Genomic DNA, 17,174 nt, shown 5'->3' on the forward strand with positions numbered 1-17,174 from the left:
TGGCAACTCACTCAAATGAAAAAAATATTTTTTCTATTCTTTTTAATCTGCGGAGTTTCTTTTTCTCAAAATTTAGAAGAAACCATTTATACCGCTGCCGAAACTTTTATTAGCAACAAAAACGAGGTTTCCTTAAAACTATTAACCCAACAAGAAACTTCTTTTAAAAACCGTGTAGAAACAAAAGACGAGCAACTGGCACTCATATTTTTACAATGCAATAAAGGCTATTATTTAGACGAACATTCAGAATTAATAGAAGCTATTTCCACCTATGAAGATGCCCTAAAACGATTCAATAACAACAAACTTTCAAAACTTTCAGATTTTGATATTATTGAAAATTGTTTAAAACCACTCGGAAATTTATATACCAAAACGGGCGATTATACCAATGCTGTTAGTACTATCAACCAATATATATATTTAGCTGAAAAAAGTAAAAACACCAAGCATCAAATAAGTGGCGCTATCAATTTAGCGAAACTGTACCAAACTATAAACAAGCACGAAACGGTATTAAAAATTGTTGACAACGCTTATAAATTTCCTAATATAGACAGCCATCAAAAAGCACTGCTTCAAAGTATAAAAGCAAATAGTTTGGTCTCTTTAAATAATTACGAAGCGGTCTCGCATTTAAAAAGCACTTCAACCTCCTCAAGCTTTGAAAATCATAAACAAAACTATGTGACAGAACTTCAAAAAGGCAATTATTCAGAAGCTTTAAATTCATTTAACAAAGCAAAAAAATATCTTTCTGAAATACATGTATCAGCCAGAGGTTTGGCTAAATTTTATGTGGAAGAAGCCCAATTATATCATTTACTTAAACAACCCAATGAGGCTTTAAAAAGTTTACAACAAGCTATCAAAATGCTGTTGCCAAGTTTCAATAAAAATGGGTTACCCAGTAAAAAAGATTTATACCCAGAAAATACCTTTATAGATATATTCGACTTGTATGCCGCAATTCAAAACAACCCGAAACAAGCATTAGAAAGTTATGATTTAAGCTTTTATGTATCTCATTTATTACAAGAAAATTGGACTTCACAAGAAACTAAAATTTTTAATGAAACTTCTAACCGAATTAGAAGCGAACGCTGTATTGATATCCTTTTTAACACCTATAAACAAACTAAAAATAAATCACTTTTATTTGAAGCGTTTCAATATTCCGAAAACAACAAAGCTTCGGTTTTAAAAGATATGAGTCAAAAAAAAATGCGTTTGAAACAGTTTCCAGACGACAGCTTGCTTACCAAAGAGTTTAAACTTTTAAAGGCACAAGAATACTATACAGGTTTATTAGTAAAAGAACAACTTGGTGCTAATAAAGCATCAACAGTAAACCATTTAAGCGAAAAATTAAGCGCTATTAGCTTTCAATTAAAAACCCTAAAAACAGCCATTGCCAAAAAATATCCAGAAAACAATAAAGAAACAAGTTTAGAACGTTTTCAAAGTAAATTAGTAAAGGACGAAGCTATTTTGGTTGAATACTTCTTCGGAAAAAACACCTTATATCAATTCATAATTTCAAAAAAAGACATTACTATTGAAAGCATTCAATTAACCGAAGAAGTCAGAAATAATATGATACGCTTTATTCATTTATTTGATGATGCTTCTATCATCAATAACGATATAAATAATTACACCAACCAAGCTCATGCCATTTTCAAATTACTAAAATTCAATAAGCTTTCAAACCATAAAAATGTTGTAGTTATCCCAGATGGTTTATTAAATTTTATACCATTTGAAGCTTTAATTACTTCAAAAACCACCTCAACTTCCTTCTCAAGAATGCCTTTTGTTGTTAAAAGTCAAAATATTATCTACAATTCTAGCGCAACTTTTTATCAAACAGAAAGTAAAAGGGGTAAAAACAAAGGCTTGCTTGGTTTTTTTCCTGTGTTTGAAAACACCAATCAAAAACTTACTTATTCTATTAATGAAGCAAAAGCGATTAAAAAAGAAATGAATTCAAGTATTTTTATGAATTCAAAAGCTTCAAAAAATAACTTTCTTAAAAATGCCTCAAAGTATAGCATTTTACATTTATCTACCCATGCTAGCAGCGGCGATTTTATAAATCCTGCTAACATATCGTTTTATAACGACACTCTGTTTTTAAATGAATTGTATAGTTTAGATTTAAACCCCGATTTAGTTGTTTTAAGTGCCTGTGAAACAGGAATTGGCAAACTCTATAAAGGTGAGGGTGCTATGAGTATTGCCCGTGGGTTTCAATATGCTGGAGCAGAAAATTTGTTGTTTTCGTTATGGCAAATTAATGATTTATCTACATCACAAATCATCCAATCGTTTTATGAAAACTATAATAAATCGGAATCGGCGTATGTAGCTAATTACCAGTCAAAAATAGAATATCTGGAAAATGAAGCGATTAGTAATGTAAAAAAATCACCTTACTATTGGAGTGCCTTTGTTTATTACGGAACACTTGAACCAACAAAACCAGACAAAGCCATCTTTTATATAATTTTTGGCATATTTATAGCAAGCATTGTGTTACTTTTAATATTGAAATATAAAAATCATGGCAGAAACACTAGAAGAATTTCTTCTTAATAAAAGTTACATTCGAGTAAAGTTACGACTTACCAAAACCAATCATTTCGAAATAAAAGCAACCTTAAATGGTATTAAAGGACGGTTTATTTTAGATACTGGCGCCTCTAATTCTTGTGTTGGTTTTGAAGCTGTAGACACTTTTAATTTAAAAGTAAAAGATTCTACGATTTTAGCAGCCGGAGCTGGTGCTATTAATATGGAAACAAAAATGTCCAAAAAAAATAAAGTAAAAATTGGAAAATGGGAAACCAACAAAGTTGTTTTAGTTTTATTTAATCTTACTCATGTAAACACAGCACTCATAAATCATAAATCAAAACCAGTTGATGGTATTATTGGTGCAGATATTTTAAAAAAGTCGAATGCTATCATTGATTATGAGAAGAAATACCTCTATTTAAAACTTTAATAATTACTATATTTAAACATTCAATTAATAGAATTCTAACTCCCTACAATGAATACCTCTATTGTAATTGCCGATGATCACCCACTTATGCTGCGAGGTCTTACAGATTTTTTATCTTCAAAAGACTTTAATATTGTTGGTAGTGCACAAGATGGCAATACCGCATATAATCTTATCGTAAAACTAAAACCGGAAATTGCCGTTCTAGATATTAGAATGCCTCAAAAAACAGGATTAGAAATTGCCGAAGCTTGTAAAAAAAACAATCTTGCAACAAAAATTATTCTTATAACCTTCGATAAAGAAGAAGGATTATATGAACAAGCTAAAAGATTTAACGTATATGGTTATATTTTAAAAGAGTTTGCTATTGAAGAAATTGAAAATTGCATTGAACATGTTCTAAAAAACAAACCTTATTTTAGTGAAGAAATAACATCTTATTTAAATTCTAATTCCGACCATAAACCAGAAAAACTAGAACTCCTCACTAAAACTGAATTGAAAATTGTAAAGCTTATTTCTGAAAATAAAACCAGCCAGAACATTGCCGAAGAACTTTCCATATCTGTACGCACGGTGGACAAACACCGAAGCAATATTGTTTGTAAGTTAAGTTTAGACAACAAACCAACATCCCTTTCAATTTGGGCTAACGTTAACAAGCATCATCTTTAAAAAATACGTAGAAGTGCGTATTTTTTTTGTTCTTTATACACCTTACCTTTACCGAGCTATTAATTAGTTCTTAGGGAGAATTATGGAAGGCTTCAAACATTATATTTGAAGCTTTCCGCATTTTACAAACATCCTAACTTCCGAAAATACGTATATGTACGTATTTTAACTCAATTAATTAAAACTTATTTTTACAAAAGTTTATATGCTTTTGTAAAAATGAGTTTTATGTATAAAATATTTAAAAGGAAACCTGCGGAAAGAGACAATAGTTATCTTGATAAATTCTTTATTATTGGACTTACACTTTTAGTGATTACTGTAATTGCAATAAATATTGTTTATTGCTTGAGTTAGTTTTTCATTTAAAAAAAGAAAGTACTAACACATTAAAACTGTGTTAGTACTTTTTTATTTGATTAAAGTTTTTTAATTAAAGTTCTAAAGCTTTTCTAACATCATTATTCATTAATAATTCAGTAGGATTTTCCAAAGCTTCTTTTACAGCTACTAAGAATCCAACACTTTCCTTACCATCAATAATTCTGTGGTCATATGAAAGGGCGACATACATTATAGGACGAATTTCAACCTTACCATTTACAGCAACAGGACGCTCAACTATATTATGCATCCCTAAAATACCACTTTGAGGTGGGTTAATAATAGGTGTAGATAACATACTGCCAAAAACACCTCCATTTGTAATAGTGAAGGTTCCTCCAGTCATTTCATCAACCGTAATTTGACCATCCCGTGCACGAAGCGCTAAACGTTTTACTTCAGATTCAACGCCTCTAAAACTTAGGTTTTCTGCATTTCTAATTACAGGAACCATTAAACCTTTTGGTCCTGAAACTGCAATACTAATATCGCAAAAATCATATGAAATCATTTCTTTACCATCCATCATAGAGTTTACTGCTGGATACATTTCTAATGCTCTTACAACGGCAAGTGTAAAGAAACTCATGAAGCCTAAACCTACGTTATGTTTCGTTTTAAATGTTTCTTTATATTCATCACGTAAAGCGAAAATAGGTGACATATCCACTTCGTTAAAAGTAGTTAACATCGCTGTTGTATTTTTAACTTCAACCAAACGTTCTGCCACTTTACGACGCAACATAGACATTTTACTAGTTGAGCTACTACGGCTTCCACCAGTTGGAGTTCCCATAGAAGGTACAGCACTTACAGCATCTTCTTTGGTTACACGTCCATCTTTTCCTGTTCCAGAAATTGATGAAGCATCCATATTTTTTTCAGCTAAAATCTTTTTAGCCGCAGGACTTGCAGTTCCTGTTGCATAGGTTTTAGTTTCAGCTACCGGCACTTTTGGAGCCTCTGCTTTTGGAGTTTCTTCTTTCTTTTCTTGTTTTGGTGCTTCTGCACTACCTTCTGGTTTTGCTGCACTAGTATCTATTAAACATACTACAGCGCCTACTGCTACAGCATCGCCTTCTTCAGCTTTAAGGGTAATGATACCGCTTGCTTCTGCAGGAAGTTCCAAAGTTGCTTTATCGCTATCAACTTCTGCAATGGCTTGATCTTTTTCAACATAATCGCCATCTTGAACTAACCAAGTTGCTATTTCAACTTCTTTTATAGACTCGCCTGGTGAAGGCACTTTCATTTCTAAAATCATTCTTTTTATTTTAATGTTTTTATGAGTTTTTTAAACTCCACTTTTATGTTATACTATATCAAATACTTGGTCAATAACTCTTTGTTGTCTTTTCTTGTCTCTAGTACTAGAACCTGGTGCTGGTACTGAGCTGTATGGTCTTGACATAACTTCTAGTTTAACAAAATCCAAGCGCTGTACAACATGACTCCAAGCACCCATGTTTTTAGGTTCTTCTTGTGCCCAAACATATTTTATTGCATTCGAATACTTCGCAATTACTTGCTTTATTTTGTCTTCATGAAGTGGGAACAATTGCTCTACCCTTATTAAAGCAACACTATCATTCTCTAATTTTTCGCGTTGCGCCAACAAATCATAATAGAATTTACCTGTACAGAACACCAACTTAGTTACTTGTTCTGGGTTTAGAGTATCGTCTATGACTTCTTGGAATTCTCCAGTTGCTAATTCATTTAATGATGAAACTGCTTTAGGATGGCGCAATAAACTTTTAGGAGTAAATACGATTAAAGGTTTTCTGAAATCCCATTTCATTTGACGACGTAACAAGTGATAGAAATTTGCAGGAGTTGTACAATCGGCAACAATCATATTATCATCCGCACACAATTGTAAATAACGCTCCATTCTTGCAGAAGAGTGCTCAGAACCTTGCCCTTCGTAGCCATGAGGCAACAATACCACAATACCATTTTGAGCCTTCCATTTATCTTCAGCTGCCGATAAATACTGGTCGAAAATAATTTGTGCCCCGTTACTAAAATCGCCAAATTGTGCTTCCCAAATAGTTAATGTGTTTGGGTTTGCCATGGCATAACCATAATCAAAACCAAGAACCCCATATTCTGATAAAAAGGAATTGTAAATATCCATTTTCCCTTTATTCAATGGGTTTGTGTTTAATAAATTTATACGCTCTTCCGAGATTTCATCGCGTAAAATAGCATGACGATGACTAAACGTACCACGCTCAACATCTTGCCCAGAAATACGAATATTAAAACCTTCTTCAAGTAAACTTCCGTATGCTAAGGTTTCTGCCATTCCCCAATCTAACGTATCGGTTTCAAAAACCATAGAAGCTCTACCTTCTAAAATCCGTTCTGCTTTACGAACAAACTTAACCCCTTCTGGAACAGTTGACACAACCTTAGCAATACCTTCTAAATTATTTTTTGGGTATGATGTATTTTCAGTTTGAAGTATAGCTTCAAGCCCTCTACGACTAAAACCATTCCACCGTTCTAACATAAACTCTCTTACTTTAGACGATTTTTCTTCTTTAGATTTTTCGAATGCTGTTTCTAAAACATTTTTAAATTCCTCAGTAATACCATCGGTATATGCTTGATTTATTGTTTTTTCAGCTATTAATTTATCTGAATATATTTGAAATGGATTGCTGTGCTTCGCTATTTCCTTATAAAGTTTTGGTTGTGTAAAACGAGGTTCATCACCTTCATTATGTCCATATTTCCTGTAACCTAATAAATCGATGTAAACATCTTTTTTATAACGCATTCTGTACGCCAATGCCAATTCTACAGCATGTACAACCGCTTCAGCATCATCTGCATTAACATGCAGTACTGGAGACAATGTTACTTTAGCAACATCGGTACAATAGGTACTAGAACGCGCATCCAAGTAATTAGTAGTAAACCCAATTTGGTTGTTTACAACAATATGAAGGGTTCCACCTGTTTTGTACCCATTAAGTTGACTCATTTGAGCCACTTCATATACAATACCCTGTCCTGCAATAGCGGCATCTCCATGTACAATGATTGGTAAAATTTTAGAGTCGTCACCGTTATAATCGGTATCAATTTTAGCTCGTGTAATTCCTTCGGCAACAGAAGCAACGGTTTCTAAATGTGATGGATTTGGCACCAAATTCATCTTAATGGTCTTTCCGTTTTGGTAGGTTTTATCTAGTGTTAAACCTAAATGGTATTTAACGTCACCATCAATATCCAAATCTTCAAAATCTTTACCATCAAACTCGCTAAAAAGTTCGTGAACTGGTTTTCTAAAGATATTAACCAAAGTGCTTAAACGACCACGATGTGCCATTCCAAGTACGCATTCTTTTACGCCATATTTTTCAACAGAAATATATAATGTATTACTTAAGGCAGGAATAAGTGATTCGCCACCTTCTAAAGAAAATCGTTTTTGACCTACATATTTGGTCTGTAAAAAGTTCTCGAAAGTAACGGCTTGATTTAATTTTGAAAGAATATATTTTTTAGATTCCTCATTGAAATTAGGCTGATTGTCATTAACATTTAATTGACTTTGCCACCATCCAATAACCTCTGGGTTACGCAAATACATATATTCAACCCCAATAGAACTGCAATAAATTTTATCTAAATGAACTAAAATCTTTCGTAAAGTTTGAGGGCCAATACCTAAAACTTCACCTGCATTAAAAACAGTATCTAAATCGTTTGCGCTAAGTCCGAAATTTTCGATTGCCAAGGTTGGTTCGTAACTTCTTCTTTCTCGAACAGGATTTGTTTTGGTAAACAAATGCCCTCGCATTCTATAGCCATCAATAAGTTTTACTACTTGAAACTCTTTTTGAAGAGATTCTGGCATTTGCGTTGAAGTACTTTCAATAGTTTCGCCTTGTAACTCTGAATTTTCACTACCAAAATCATAACCTTGAAAAAAAGCTCTCCAACTTGGTTCTACAGAATCTGGACTTTGTAAATACTGGTCATATAAATCGGCAAAATATGAAGTATGTGCCGCGTTTAAAAAGGAAAATTTATCCATTATATTTTTTAATACTCTTAATTTAAGTCAAATTTCAGCAAAAATACAACTTTTAGTAAAATTAGATGTTTCTTTTGTTATATTTATAAACCAACAACTCCCGTAATGTTAATAAGTTAATTTTTTATGTTAATTTTTTAAATATTTCTAATTATATGAATAGATTTTATTTAATCATTAAAATTTATATCCTCTTTTATTTCATAATTCTTAGTTCTATTAGTACCTTGAACGCTCAACAAAACAATAGTGATTTCTGGAATTCTGTGCGCTTTGGAGGTGGTATTGGCTTAAGTTTTGGTGATGGTTTTTTTAGTGGAACATTAGCCCCAATTGCTATTTATGAAATTAACAACCAAGTTGCTGTGGGCTTAGGGTTAAATGGTACTTACAATTCACAAAAAAATGTTTATAAATCGACTATTTTGGGCGCAAGCATAATTAGTTTATTTAATCCAGTAGATGCCATTCAGCTGTCGGCAGAATTTGAGGAACTTCATGTAAATAGAAACTATGAAAGTTATTATAATTTACCAAATGACACTTATTGGTCTCCTGCACTCTTTATTGGAGCGGGTTACAGAAGCGGAAATGTGACTTTGGGAGTTAGGTACGATTTACTTTATGATAAAGGCAAAAGCATTTATGCCAACGCCTGGGCACCTTTTGTGAGGTTTTATCTTTAGAAATAATTGGTATTTTGTTAAGAGTATTTTTTTCTAAACCACACTTTTTGCCATTCACGTTGCAAAATTAAAAACATTACATCTTCAGATAGTTTAAGTGTATCTTCTCCATTTAGTGCTTTCACTTGTTTTTCTGAAACATCGACAATGTAAAGCAGATTTAAATAATCGGTAAATTTTTCTTGAATAAGCTTATAAATCGTTTCGTGCAGTAAAAACTTTAAACTTGTTGGCAACACATCGTCATGAAAATCTAAATTGATATTTGCCAGCAAAAAATCTTTATTCAGCTGAAGCACTAAACTTTTATATAAACCCAATTGGTTGGCTTCTTCAACTAAATCTTCAAAGGTTGTTGGTAAACTCATTATACGCTTCTATTCATAAGATTATTTCCAAAAGCCTGTAATAGGGCTTTTTTGTCTTCAGAAATATTAATAGTCTTTAAAACACCAAAAGCTTTATGGGTGTATTCCTGAATAGCTTCTTTTGTAGCTTCGGCAGAGCCAGAGGAGACAAAAATTTGTTTGATCGTATTTATTTTAGTTGAAAGATCTTCTGGGTTTGATGAAAATAACTGAGTTAATTGCAACTTATCTGTTTCGTTTGAAAATTCCAATGCTTTTAGGTACAAATAGGTTTTTTTGTTTTCAATAATATCGCCACCCACTTGTTTTCCAAAAGTTTTTGGATTGCCAAAAACATCTAAATAATCGTCTTGTAATTGAAATGCAATACCCAAATTTTTACCAAACTCATAAATACTATCTTGATCTTCTACCGATGCATTTGCAACAATAGCTCCCATTTTCATAGCGGCACCAACTAAAACAGCGGTTTTATATTCAATCATTTTCAAATAATCGGCAATAGCAACATCGCTGCATGTTTCAAAATCCACATCATATTGCTGCCCTTCACAAACTTCCAAAGCCGTTTTACTAAATAATTTAGCTAAGGCTTGAAATGTTTTTGGTTCGTAATATTCAAACAATTGATACGCCATAATTAACATGGCATCGCCAGAAAGTATCCCGGTGTTAATATTCCATTTTTCGTGCACTGTTTGGTTCCCGCGTCTCAAGGGAGCATCGTCCATAATATCATCATGTACCAACGAAAAATTATGAAATACTTCGATACTTAAAGCAGCATCAAGTGCTTTGTTGTAATCTGAATTGAAAATTTCGGCAGTCATTAAAGTTAAAACAGGACGTAAACGTTTACCACCTAACTGCAGAATATAATTTATAGGACTGTATAAAGACACTGGTTCGCGGTCTTTAATAAAACCTTCTAAATGCAAGGTAAATGCATCTTGATAAAATTGTACGTTTTGCATCAAACAAAAATAATGTAATTGCTAGCACTAATCCAACAACTTTAATCCAATATTAAAAAATTGTTAAAACTTTGGAAACTTTTATTGTTTTTAAAGTTTCCTATTGTACATTTGCCCCGAATTATGAAACATCCATAACTAAAAATTAGATACTTAAATGAATGACTATATGGATGTACCATGTGACAGATGAAAAATGGATATGACAGCATGAAAGAAGATATTTTAAAAACAGCAGCCGATTTATTCTTAACCTACGGGTTTAAGAGCGTGACGATGGATGATATTGCCAATGCCCTTGGCATGTCGAAAAAAACCGTTTATCAATATTTTGAGAACAAAAACATACTGGTTGAAGAGACCACATTATATATGTTCCATTTTATTTCTAAAGGAATTGACGAGATAAAAGCCCAAGAAAACAACCCTATAGAAGAAATTTATGAGATAAAACGGTTTTTAATGAAACATCTTAAAGATGAAAAATCGTCTCCACAATATCAGCTTCAAAAGTATTATCCAAAAATATTTGAATCCTTAAAAACCAAACAGTTTTGCGTTATGGAAGATTGTGTTACTCACAATTTAACACTTGGAGTAAGCATGGGCTTATATAGAAATACAATAAATATAGAATTTGTTTCTAAAATATATTTTAACTGTATGATGGCTTTAAAAGATAAAGAGCTATTCCCTTTAAACAATTTTTCTATGCACGATTTAATGAACAATTATTTAGAATACCATTTAAGAGGCATTTGTACCCCAAAAGGACTCGAACATTTAACCCAATATTTAAACAACAATCAATCATAAAACATGAAACACAAACTAATACTATTACTTAGTTTATCACTTTCAATAACAGCGTTTTCACAAGAAAACACACAAAATTTCACCTTGCAGGAAGCTATTAATTATGCTTTGCAAAATAATAGAACTGCAAAAAATGCCACTTTAGACATTGAAGCTGCTAAACAACAAAAATGGGAAACAACTGCTACAGGTTTGCCTCAAATATCAACCGAAATTGGTTATCAAAACTTTTTAAAACAACAAGTACAAGTTATTCCCGCCGAATTTTTTGGTGGTAATCCAGGTGAATTTGCCGAGGTTACTTTTGGTACCAAACAAAGCGTAAATGCCACGGCCACATTAAACCAGAAAATATTTGACGGTTCGTATCTGGTAGGGTTGCAATCGGCCAAAGTGTTTTTAGAAATATCGAAAAACGCTAAAATTAAAACCGATTTAGAGGTTAGAAAAGCAGTTATTAATGCTTATGGCAATGTGTTACTTGCCGAAGAAAGCATTGCTATTATTGAAAAAAACAAAACCATTTTAGAAAAAAACCTAAATGATTTATCAAAAATATTTGAAAATGGCTTGGAAGAAGAAGAAAGTGTAGAGCAACTGCAAATAACATTATCGGGCGTAAACAGTTCGTTAAAAAACACCATTCGATTAAAAACGTTGGCTTATCAAATGCTTAACATCACTTTAGGTTTAGATGTTTATAACCAAACGGTATTAACTGATAGCCTTGAAAGTTTAACGGTTCAAAATATATCTTTAGACCTTGTTGACTCTAATTTAAATCTAGAAAATGCCATAGATTATCAAATTTCAGAAAATGACAAAAGAGCTAAAGAGTTATTGCTTAAGTTAGAAAAAAGCAAAGCACTACCAACTTTAAGTGCATTTATAAATGGTGGTTATTCTGCTTTTAGTGATGATTTCAATTTTACAAGCAAAGACCAAAAATGGTTTGGCTCATCGTTATTTGGTATGAATATGAACATTCCTATTTTTAGCTCTCTAGGAAGAAGTGCCGCTACACAACGTGCCCAAATAAATTTAGAAAAGGCACAAGACAATTTAATAGAAACCGAACAAAAACTACAACTTCAAATGGCAGCTGCAAAAAGTGATTATCAATTCGCCATTGAAGATTACGATAATAAAAAGCTAAACTTAAATCTTGCTGAACGTATTGAACAAAAAAACCAAACCAAGTTTTTTGAAGGTATTGCATCTAGTTTCGATTTAAGACAAGCACAAACACAACTATATACAGCACAACAAGAATTTTTACAAGCCATGCTAGATGTGATAAACAAAAAAGCAGAACTGGAAACCATTCTAAATTCAATCAATAACTAATCAACATAAAAATTTAAAACATTAAAAATGAAACATATATACACCATATTAATCGCAACAGTACTACTAACCGCTTGTGGTGGTGAGAAAAAAGGAAAATCGGTAGAAGACTTAGTGGCTTCAGACAACCTTACAGAATTAAAACAAAAGCGTGAAGAAGTTGATGCTAAACAACAAGAATTGGCAGAACAGTTAAAGCTTATTAACAATAGAATCTCAGAATTAGACACTATTAAAAAATTACCATTGGTAACAACTGTTAGTATCAAGTCTGAAAAATTTGAGCACTATTTAGAATTACAAGGAAATGTTCAAACAAAACAAAACCTTGTTATTTATCCAGAAATGGCGGGAACATTAACACGGGTTTATGTGAAAGAAGGACAAAGTGTTTCTAAAGGACAGGTACTTGCAACCATTGATGATGGAGGTTTAAGCCAACAAGTGGCACAATTACAAATTCAAGCAGATTTAGCAAAAACTACTTTTGAGCGTCAAGAACGTTTATGGAACCAGAAAATTGGAAGCGAAATTCAATACCTTCAAGCAAAATCTAGTTATGAAGCACAGCAACGTGCGGTAAGTCAGCTAAAAAGTCAACTTGCAAAAACTTCGGTTAGAGCACCATTTACGGGTGTGATTGATGATGTTATTACAGACCAAGGTAGTGTGGTGGCTCCAGGGCAATCGCAATTAATGCGTATTGTAAATTTAGAAGACATGTATATTGAAACTGATGTGCCAGAAAATTATATTTCAAACATTACAGTTAATAAAACCGTAAAAGTGGAGTTCCCTATTTTAGGAAAATCTATGGATGCTAAAATTAGACAAGCAGGAAATTTTATAAACCCTGCAAACAGAACATTCAAGATAGAAGTTGCAGTTCCTAATAAAGATAAAAGTATCAAGCCAAACCTTACTGCTAAACTTAAAATTAACGATTACAGCAACGATAATGCTATTTTAATTCCTCAAAGTATCATTTCAGAAAATGCCGATGGCGAGCAATATATATACATTATCGAAAACAAAAATTCTGATAATGAAGGAAAAGCAAAACGTGTAATTATTGAAACTGGAAAATCTCAAGGCGATGTAATTGAAGTAACCAAAGGACTTGAAAACAGTGCCGAAATTATTCAAGAAGGTGCTAGAAGTGTAAATGATGGACAAACTGTGAAAGTAATCAACCAATAAGTTTGAAATTATGACGAAACAACAAAAACAAATCGATAAAGAATTCAAATTATCATCATGGGCTATACATAATAAGACCACAATTTATATGATGATGGCAATGATTTTCTTTTTAGGTATTTCAGCTTATTTTAAAATGCCCAGAGAAAGTTTCCCAGAAATTAAAGAAACTAAAATTTACATCAGCACACCGTTCTTTGGGAATACCGCCGAAGACATTGAAAAACTAATTACCGACCCGCTTGAAGACAAACTTAAAACAGTAAGTAATGTGGTAGAAATAACCTCATCATCGCAAGAAGATTACTCGATGGTAATTGTAGAGTTTGATGAAGATATTACTGTAGAACAAGCAAAACAAAAGGTTAAAGACGAAATAGATTCTGAAACTTCAAGTGAAGATTGGCCAACATTTAACGGTGCCAAAGTAGAACCTAATGTGTTTGAGTTAAGCATGTCTGAAGAAATGCCAATTCTTAACATTAATATTTCTGGCGACTATCCGGTTGAAAAACTAAAAGAGTTTGGAGAATATCTTCAAGATGAAATTGAAAATTTAACCGAAATCAAAAAGGTAGATATTCGAGGTGCTCAAGAAAAAGAAGTTGAAGTAGCCGTAGATATTTATAAAATGATGGCTTCCCAAGTAAGTTTTGATGATATTATTGGTGCCATTAGCCAAGGAAACATGACCATGTCTGCCGGTAATTTTATAGCCAGTGGACAACGCAGAACTATTAGAATTATTGGTGAAATAGAAGACCCTAATAATTTAAAAAACTTTGTTGTAAAATCTGAACACAATAACCCCATCTATTTACAAGATGTTGCCGATATAAGCTTTAAAGAAAAGGACAAAACAACCTATGCTCGCGAGTTTGGAGACCCAGTAGTGATGTTAGACGTTAAAAAACGTGCTGGTAAAAACATGGTGGAAGCTGCCGAAAAAATAGAGCTAATTAAAAAGGATGCTATTGAAAATGTATTTCCAAAAAACTTAAAAGTAACGACTACTAATGATCAATCTTCAAAAACCATTGGTCAAGTTGATGATTTAGTTAATAACATCATTTTTGGTATCATTCTGGTTGTAACCGTTTTAATGTTCTTTTTAGGCTTTAAAAACGCCCTGTTTGTTGGGTTTGCCATACCTATGTCTATGTTTATGTCTTTAATGATTTTAAACTTATTAGGTTACACCATGAATACCATGATTCTTTTTGGACTCATCATGGGTCTGGGGATGTTGGTAGACAATGGTATTGTTGTGGTTGAAAACGTTTATAGGCTTATGGACGAAGAAGGCATGAGTAGGGTTGATGCTGCCAAAAAAGGGATTAGCGAAATTGCTTATCCAATAATCATTTCAACAGCAACAACCGTAGCCGCATTCATTCCTTTAGGATTGTGGCCTGGAATTATGGGGCAGTTCATGAAGTATTTCCCAATAACACTGTCCGTTGTTTTAGGCTCTTCTTTATTTGTAGCCATCTTCTTTAACTCGGTATTGGTGTCGCAATTTATGTCGGTTGAAGATAAAAATATGCCTTTAAAACGCATTGTATACATCACCTCAACAATTTCAATTATAGGTCTCATCATTCTTATAATTGGTGGCGATTTCAGAGCTTTGGGTTCACTTATGATTTTTACGGCTATTATGCTATGGGTGTATCGTTTACTCCTTCGTAAAATGGCAAATCGTTTTCAAAACAAAACTCTTGTAAAACTTGAAAACTTCTACGAAAAAGCATTAAAAAGTGCTCTAAAAGGCAAAAGAACTTATGCCATAAGTATTGGAACATTTATCTTATTAATAATTTCATTTGTAGTTTTTGGATGGTCTTTAAGTACACAACGTACTGAAGTTCAATTTTTCCCTGAGAATGACCCAAATCAAATTATAGTCTATATTGAATATCCTGAAGGTACCGACATTGACAAAACAAACACCATTACCAAAGAAATAGAAAAGAAAGTTTATGCGGTTTTAAATGAAGATATGTATAGAAAAGGTGACTACAACTTTATGGTTGAAAGTGCCGTATCTCAAGTAGGCGAAGGTGCAGGAAACCCTCAAACCGATGGTGGTTCAGCTGCCGAAATGCCTCACAAAGGTAAAATTACCGCCTCTATGCGCGAATATAAATTTAGAGAAGGGCAAGACAGTGAATTGATGCGCCAAAAAGTTCAAGAAGCCTTAGTGGGCATATACCCTGGGGTATTAATTTCGGTTGAAAAAGACCAAAACGGACCACCGGCAGGAGCGCCAATTAATATAGAATTGGAAGGTGATGACTATTCTGAGCTTATTAATACGGCCGAAAAAATGCGTGACTTTATTAATTCTAGAAGTATTGCAGGTATCGATGAGTTAAAAATAGACGTTAACAAAGATAAACCAGCAATGCAAGTGGTTATTGATAGAGAAAAAGCGGGCGAATTAGGTATCAGCTCATCGCAAGTTGGGCAACAATTAAGAAACGCTATTTTTGGAGCCAAAGCAGGTGTTTATAAAGAAGATGGGGACGATTATGATATTTACGTGCGTTTCAATGAGGAAAACAGATATAACTCTAGTGCTATTTTCAATCAAAAAATAACCTTTAGAGATATGGCTTCTGGACAAATTAAAGAAGTTCCTGTATCTGCGGTTGCCAAACAAGCCAACACCTCTGGTTTTAGCACAATAAAGCACAGAGATGTAAAGCGTGTGGTTACAGTATATTCTGCTTTAGCCCCTGGCTATACCGATGCGGGTGCTGTGGTAACGCAAGTACAGCACGCCATGAAAGAGTATACAGGGTTACCTAAAAACATTAAAATAGATTATACAGGACAAATAGAAGAACAGAATAAACAAATGTCCTTTTTAATGGGGGCATTCTTTACTGGATTGTTCTTAATATTTCTAATTCTTATTTTCCAATTTAATTCATTCTCAAAACCAGCAATCATTATGCTTGCTATCTTTTTAAGCTTAATTGGTGTGTTTACTGGAATCGTTATTACGGGGAGCGCTTTCGTAATAATGATGACCATGATGGGTATTATATCACTGGCTGGTATTGTTGTAAATAACGGTGTAGTGCTTTTAGATTATGCCCAACTTCTTATTGACAGAAAAAAATACGATAAAGGATTAGAGGAAGAAGATTATCTAGATAAAGAAGATTTATATAATAGCATTGTACAAGCAGGCAAAGCACGTTTACGCCCTGTTTTACTAACAGCAATTACAACTATATTGGGCTTAATCCCTTTAGCTATTGGATTAAACATAAATTTCTACACCTTATTTAGTGAGTTTAATCCTCATATATACTTTGGAGGTGATAACGTAATTTTCTGGGGACCTTTAGCTTGGACCGTTATTTACGGATTGTTTGTAGCAACATTTTTAACTTTAATTGTAGTACCTGTTTTATTCTTTTTAGCCATGCAGTTAAAAATGTGGATACGGAGTAAAACAACATCCAAAGAAATAGCAACGCCAGAAGTTTTATAAGTTACATGCCCAACAGATTAGTACTAGAAACCCTCAATCAAATGTTTGAGGGTTTTTTATTGAATAATTTCCCATCCTTGAAATTTACACTTAAAATCTCAATTTATTTACAGAAATCATAACTACTACGAATTAATAGCAGCAAA

12 protein-coding genes are annotated in these 17,174 nt (G+C 32.9%); 8 read left to right on the plus strand and 4 right to left on the minus strand.

Features of this window, described 5'->3' with window-relative positions; genetic code table 11:
* Nucleotides 1-15 precede the first annotated feature (15 nt).
* Genes VP395_RS07300 through VP395_RS07310 form a run of 3 tightly spaced genes read left to right on the plus strand, consistent with a single transcriptional unit; the run spans nt 16 to nt 3,691 of the window.
* Nucleotides 16-2,601: a CHAT domain-containing protein gene (locus VP395_RS07300; protein ID WP_346241120.1), complete on the plus strand. Its 2,586-nt coding sequence runs from the start codon at nt 16-18 to the stop codon at nt 2,599-2,601.
* Entirely contained in the window at nt 2,570-3,013 is a 444-nt protein-coding gene (locus VP395_RS07305; RefSeq protein WP_346241121.1) for a retropepsin-like aspartic protease family protein, read from the plus strand. The genes VP395_RS07300 and VP395_RS07305 overlap by 32 nt, the downstream gene beginning before the upstream one ends.
* A gap of 48 nt (nt 3,014-3,061) precedes the next feature.
* Complete coding sequence (locus VP395_RS07310) at nt 3,062-3,691, plus strand: response regulator (protein WP_346241122.1); 630 nt, start codon at nt 3,062-3,064, stop codon at nt 3,689-3,691.
* A gap of 433 nt (nt 3,692-4,124) precedes the next feature.
* On the opposite strand, the gene odhB is transcribed toward VP395_RS07310, so the two are convergent.
* Together odhB and VP395_RS07320 are read right to left on the minus strand one after the other, a co-directional pair.
* Complete coding sequence (odhB, locus tag VP395_RS07315; RefSeq protein WP_346241123.1) at nt 4,125-5,339, minus strand: 2-oxoglutarate dehydrogenase complex dihydrolipoyllysine-residue succinyltransferase; 1,215 nt, start codon at nt 5,337-5,339, stop codon at nt 4,125-4,127.
* A 48-nt stretch (nt 5,340-5,387) separates the two neighbouring features.
* Nucleotides 5,388-8,129, minus strand: a complete 2,742-nt coding sequence (locus VP395_RS07320; protein WP_346241124.1) for a 2-oxoglutarate dehydrogenase E1 component — start codon at nt 8,127-8,129, stop codon at nt 5,388-5,390.
* A gap of 155 nt (nt 8,130-8,284) precedes the next feature.
* Here VP395_RS07320 and VP395_RS07325 point away from each other — a divergent pair, with 155 nt between their 5' ends.
* On the plus strand, nt 8,285-8,815 hold the full coding sequence (locus tag VP395_RS07325) for an alpha-ketoglutarate decarboxylase (RefSeq protein ID WP_346241125.1): 531 nt from the start codon (nt 8,285-8,287) through the stop codon (nt 8,813-8,815).
* A gap of 17 nt (nt 8,816-8,832) precedes the next feature.
* On the opposite strand, the gene VP395_RS07330 is transcribed toward VP395_RS07325, so the two are convergent.
* The gene (locus VP395_RS07330) at nt 8,833-9,183 is read right to left on the minus strand and encodes a hypothetical protein (RefSeq protein ID WP_346241126.1); all 351 of its coding nucleotides are present in this window, start codon (nt 9,181-9,183) and stop codon (nt 8,833-8,835) included.
* Nucleotides 9,183-10,157: a polyprenyl synthetase family protein gene (locus tag VP395_RS07335; RefSeq protein WP_346241127.1), complete on the minus strand. Its 975-nt coding sequence runs from the start codon at nt 10,155-10,157 to the stop codon at nt 9,183-9,185. Before VP395_RS07335 ends, VP395_RS07330 begins: the two co-directional genes overlap by 1 nt.
* Nucleotides 10,158-10,367: 210 nt before the next feature.
* Between VP395_RS07335 and VP395_RS07340 the strand changes: the two genes are divergently transcribed.
* From VP395_RS07340 to VP395_RS07355, 4 genes are read left to right on the plus strand one after another with little or no spacing between them, the layout of a single operon-like run.
* Entirely contained in the window at nt 10,368-10,973 is a 606-nt protein-coding gene (locus VP395_RS07340) for a TetR/AcrR family transcriptional regulator (RefSeq protein ID WP_346241780.1), read from the plus strand.
* Between the two features lie 3 nt (nt 10,974-10,976).
* The gene (locus tag VP395_RS07345; RefSeq protein WP_346241128.1) at nt 10,977-12,320 is read left to right on the plus strand and encodes a TolC family protein; all 1,344 of its coding nucleotides are present in this window, start codon (nt 10,977-10,979) and stop codon (nt 12,318-12,320) included.
* A 27-nt stretch (nt 12,321-12,347) separates the two neighbouring features.
* Entirely contained in the window at nt 12,348-13,520 is a 1,173-nt protein-coding gene (locus VP395_RS07350; protein ID WP_346241129.1) for an efflux RND transporter periplasmic adaptor subunit, read from the plus strand.
* A gap of 10 nt (nt 13,521-13,530) precedes the next feature.
* A complete protein-coding gene (locus VP395_RS07355) occupies nt 13,531-17,028 on the plus strand; it encodes an efflux RND transporter permease subunit (RefSeq protein WP_346241130.1) in 3,498 nt (1,165 codons plus the stop codon).
* The last annotated feature ends 146 nt before the right edge of the window (nt 17,029-17,174 follow it).

The sequence above is a fragment of the Mariniflexile soesokkakense genome (assembly GCF_039650365.1).
GTDB lineage: Bacteria > Bacteroidota > Bacteroidia > Flavobacteriales > Flavobacteriaceae > Mariniflexile > Mariniflexile soesokkakense.